The organism is Ideonella sp. P3_A4 (genome assembly GCF_056403075.1).
In genome coordinates this window covers 1-4462 of record NZ_JBFUGE010000494.1, presented here as the reverse complement: position 1 = coordinate 4462, position 4462 = coordinate 1, and the positions used below count along the sequence as shown (strand labels likewise).

Sequence of the window (4462 nt, the reverse complement as noted above, 5' to 3'; positions counted from 1 at the left end):
CTTGGCCATCTGGTCGGCGCCGTGGCCCAGTCCGATGCGGCCCGTCAATTGGCCGGATTTGGGATCGCGCAGGCAGAACACCACGCGGTCGAGGCCCAGGCCTTTGTAGATGGAGTCAAGGATCAGCTTCAGCACCTCGTTGAGCTTGAAGCTGTCGCTGGCCATTGTGGTGGTCACGTCGGCAATGGTGGCCGACAACATCGCCTCGGCCTGTTCGTGGCTGGGCGGGGGCACCGACAGGATCATGGTCGCATCGCAGGCCGCCTCGACCCCGGGCACCGTCGGCGGGGCCAACGGGCGCGAGACGATCGTGGCATCCACCGCGCCGGCCTTCGCCGCGGCCATCGCCGGGGCCGCTTCGGGCTGGGCATGCAGCAATCGGCGCGCCTTCGCTTGCGCGGGCGGCTCGATCTTCAAGCTGGCGGCCATTTCAGACAGATTCACCCGCGCCTGCTTCAACGCAGCACCAAACGCTTCGGGCTTCAGGTCCAACGCGCGCGAGTAGCGCTCGCCCAGCGCCAGCACGCGTTGCTCTGTCTGCGCGGGATCGCCTTCGAGCAGGATCTGCACCATTTCGGCCGACGCGCGAATACGCCAGCGCATGCGTTCGACCGCCGACTCGACCAACCGCCCCGGCACATCTTCCTGGGGCGTGTTCATCATGCGGCGCAGGTTGTCCGGCAGACCCCAGGACTGGGCCACGCCCTGCCCCAGATCGTCGTAGCTCAGGCCCAGCACGTCGGCGGCCACACGCGTCTCGTCCGGCGCGTCGGCGCCGGTGTCACGCAGGCCGCTGCGCGTCACGCGCTGGCGCACCTGTGCCGCTTCTTCGGGAAAGTAGTACTCGGCCAGCATGCGGCCGAGGTGGCTCATCATGCCGCCCAGGAAGGCTTCCTCACGCTCGCGCGTGGTGGGCGAGAGTTGGTCGGTCAAGGTACCAGTCAGCAGTGCCTGCAAGAACAGCTCCCTCATGCGCTGGGCATGGGTCTGATCCTTCATGTGCTCGAGCAGCACCACCGACAGCGCCATGTTGCGGATGCCGGCAAAGCCGATCAGCGCGGTGGCGCGCGACACGGTCGCGATCTCGCCAGCGCCCACGTGGCGGAAGTGTGCGGTGTTGACCAGGCGCAGCAACTTCTGCGTCAGTGCCACGTCCTTCAGGATTTCGCTCGACAGCGCCTGCAGGCTTTCCTTCTCGGACGCCGTCACGCGCTGAATGCGGGTCACCGAATCGGACAGGGCCGGGAAGTCACCATGCAACCGCATGCGGCGCAGCAGGAAGTCGAGCGTGCCGTGGCCGCCGACCTGCGGCGGCGCATCGGCCGGCGTCAGCCACTTGGCCAGTGCATCGCGGAATTCGGCTGCGCTGGCAAAACGGGCTTCGGGTGCGCGCGACGTGGCGCGCATCACCATCGTGCGGAGCTTGTCGTCCACCGGCGCTTTGCCTGCGGGCCAGACCAGGTCCTGGTCGATCACCTGGCGCAGTGCGGCTTCAGGCGCGGCCGGGATCGGCCGCATCGGCCCGCCGAGCAGCAACTGCCCCAGCATCATGCCGGCGGAGTAAACGTCCATCGCCGGGGTCGGTGCTTCACCGCGCGCGGCTTCGGGCGAGATATAGCCTGGCGTGCCGACGATGCGGCCGTCATGCGCTTCAGAGAGTTTGGCCGCAATGCCGAAGTCCATCACCCGCGCACGGCCGTCGCTGCCGATGAGGATGTTCGACGGTTTCAGGTCACGGTGCACCACGCCGCGGGCGTGTGCAAAGGCCAGCGCGTCCAGCACCTCCCGCACCAACTCGGCCGCTTCGCGCGCCGGCATCGGGCCGAAGCCCTTGAGTTTTTCACTCAGCGTCGGTCCATCAACGCGCTCGAAAACGAGGAAGACAGCTTGGCCATCCTGGTCGGCTTCATAGACCGGCACGATGCCGGGATGGGCCAGCGAGCTGGTGGCCCGCGCCTCGCCCAGCCATTCGTTGATCGCCTCAGCGCCAGCACTGGCGCTGATGACCTTGACGGCCACCTCGCGCTGCAGCTTCGGGTCCCAGCCCAGCCAGACGGTGGCTTGAGCCCCGCGGCCCAGCACACTGCGCAGCTCGAAGCGGCCGACGCGTTGTGCGCCGCCCTTCGCCGGTGTGGCCACAGCTGCCACGCTCATGTGAGGGTGCCTTCCAGTGCTTCAGACCACGGGCCGGCTGGCCGCTTGGGCGAGGCCCCGGTCGGCTTTTCGGGGGCGCTGGCGTTGCTCTTGGCCGGCGCAGCGCCAGCTTCGGGTTGCTTGCGCGCACCCTCGCCTTGCAAGGCATCTTGCATGTCGCGGCCGGTCAGGCCCAGCGGGCGCGCATAGCGCTGCACCACCAGGTTCAGCGCCTTCGGGGCGCGGGCGGCCGGCAGCGTCATCGCATCGACCAGGTCGTTGGCGCAGCTGGCGCATACGCGCAGGATGTCACCGTCCGACTCGGGCGCACGCACCGGCGCCGTGGGCCCGATGCGGCGGATCATGTTTTGCACGGAATCGTCCAGTCCCCAATGTCGGGCCACCGAAGCACCCAAGGCTTCCATGTCGGCGCCGAGCACGGCATACGACGCGGCTTCGGCGCTCATGCCGGGCTCTTCCTTGGTTTCTGGCGGGGCGCCTGCTGTCTTCTGCGGCAGCGTCACGATGGTGGGCTGCATCAGGCGGCGGATCTGGCCGGCCTCGTCCGGGAAGTGGTACTGCACCAGCAGCCGGCCGAGGTTCTGCAGCAGCGTGATCAGGTAGACGACTTCGCCGTCATAGCCGGCCGGCACCAGCCGCGTGGCCACGCGGCCAGCGCGCTTGACGCGGCGGATCAAGGTATCCAGTTCGCTTGCCGCCTGCTCGTTCATCGGGCCGGGCCAGCGGCGCAACGACAAGGCGGCACGGCGCACGCCGTCGACCCCCAGCATCGCGATCGCGCGGCGCAGCATCAACACCGGGCCATCGCTCGAGACGCGACCGCCGTTAACCTGCGCGTTGTTCACGGTACGCAGCAATTCGAAGCTCAGCGCGATGTCTTCCAGCACGATCTCGGCCAGATCGGCGGTGCGCGCACTGTCCATCAATGCCATGTGGGCAGCGCGGTCTGCGCCACCGGGTTGGGCGGGCAGCGTGCCCACCTGGCGCAAGCGATCGAGCAGCAGCGCCAGCGGGCCGCCGTCCTGCTCGGTGGTGGTCTTGATCCAGCCTTCGAGCGCGCGCTGCAGCGTGCGGGCGTTGAGGTAGCGGTGGCGCTCCTGGCGGTCGGTCGCGCGGTTGACGATGGCGCGCAGCGGCTCGGCAATCGGCCTTGGCACCGTCCACGGCAGGCGAACAATGTCGGCGCCCATCGGCGGCATGCAGGCAATCACGCGGCCGATGTCGGGCTCATCCAGCGGCGGCTGGCCAGCCAGGCACCAGTGGGCGATCAGGCCCAGCGCGAGCACGTCCTGCCCAGCGGCGTCGCGCACGGCGCGCAACTCGTCCAGCCCGCCGGGTTGGGTGACCGAGGCGCGCGGCGCGCCGGCCACTTCCAGGCCGAGCACGCTGACGCGGTTGTCTTCGTCGAGCAGCAGCCACCAGGGCTGCAGGTCGTGGTGGGCGGCGCCGGCTTCGTGGGCAAAGGCCAGGCCTTGAGCGGCCTGCGCCACCCAGTCGGCCAGTTCGGTGCCCGGCATGCCTTGGGACGACAGTTTCTCGGCCCAGGTGACGTTGGTACCGCGCTCAAAAACCGCGTAGGGCCAACGCTCGTGTTCACCGATGTCCAGCACCTTGGCCAAGCGGGGATGGTTCAGCCTCGCGGCGCGGCGCACCGCCTGTTGCCAGGCGTTGGCGCCATCACCAGGCTGGGTGCGCGGCATCGCCAGCATCACCTCTTGTTGATCGCGCGGGTCCAGCGCCAGCCACAGCATGCCCCGCTCACTCTTGCCGAGCAGGCGCAGCAGTTGGAAACGACCAAACATCCGCACGGCGCCGGTGGAGGCGGTGTGGCGGTGGTTGTCGGCGTGGTTTTGGGCAGGCGTGACCATGGGCGAGAAGAGGCGCTTTGCCGATTGAAACCCAGCGTCGGCGCCAGCAGCGGCCGAAAGTGCCGGGGAATCCGTGACCAATTCGCGCTCAAGCAACGGCGACGCCGAAGTCAAACGTTTCCACGGGCCATGTACCTCCCCGGCCTCTTTTGGATCCCTCTGTATCACCCCTATCGGCCAAACCGAGCCGTTGTTTAACGGGGCAGCTCGATCAATTCGCCCCGGCCGTTGATGAAGGCGGCCCGCACTGGCTCACCAGGTTGCAGCGCCGTCACCACGCGGCGGTAGCGCGCCAGCTGGGCTTGGTTGTCCGGGTCGTCTTGCGGGCGTGACTCCAGCTTGTAGTCCAGCACCCACCAGGTGCGGGCGGTGCCACCGCTGAACAGGTCCATCGACGCAGACGGGTCGGCCAGTGCGACCAATCGGTCGATGCGCAGGGC

The 4462-nt window shown here is 68.5% G+C and carries 3 protein-coding genes; all 3 read right to left on the bottom strand.

Going from position 1 to position 4462, the window contains the following annotated elements; translation table 11 throughout:
• Nucleotides 1–2154, bottom strand: a 2154-nt coding sequence (locus tag AC1DYI_RS27565; protein WP_477207316.1) for a protein kinase domain-containing protein, incomplete at its 3' end; no start/stop codon positions are given.
• Entirely contained in the window at nucleotides 2151–4022 is a 1872-nt protein-coding gene (locus tag AC1DYI_RS27560) for a serine/threonine protein kinase (protein ID WP_477207315.1), read from the bottom strand. The genes AC1DYI_RS27560 and AC1DYI_RS27565, both read right to left, overlap by 4 nt.
• A 194-nt stretch (nucleotides 4023–4216) precedes the next feature.
• On the bottom strand, nucleotides 4217–4462 hold a 246-nt coding region (locus AC1DYI_RS27555; protein ID WP_477207314.1), incomplete at its 5' end, for a hypothetical protein.

Coding starts and splice junctions, on each gene's coding strand:
- AC1DYI_RS27560 (WP_477207315.1), bottom strand. CDS start 4,022: ATGGTCACGCCTGCCCAAAACCACGCCGACAACCACCGCCACACCGCC.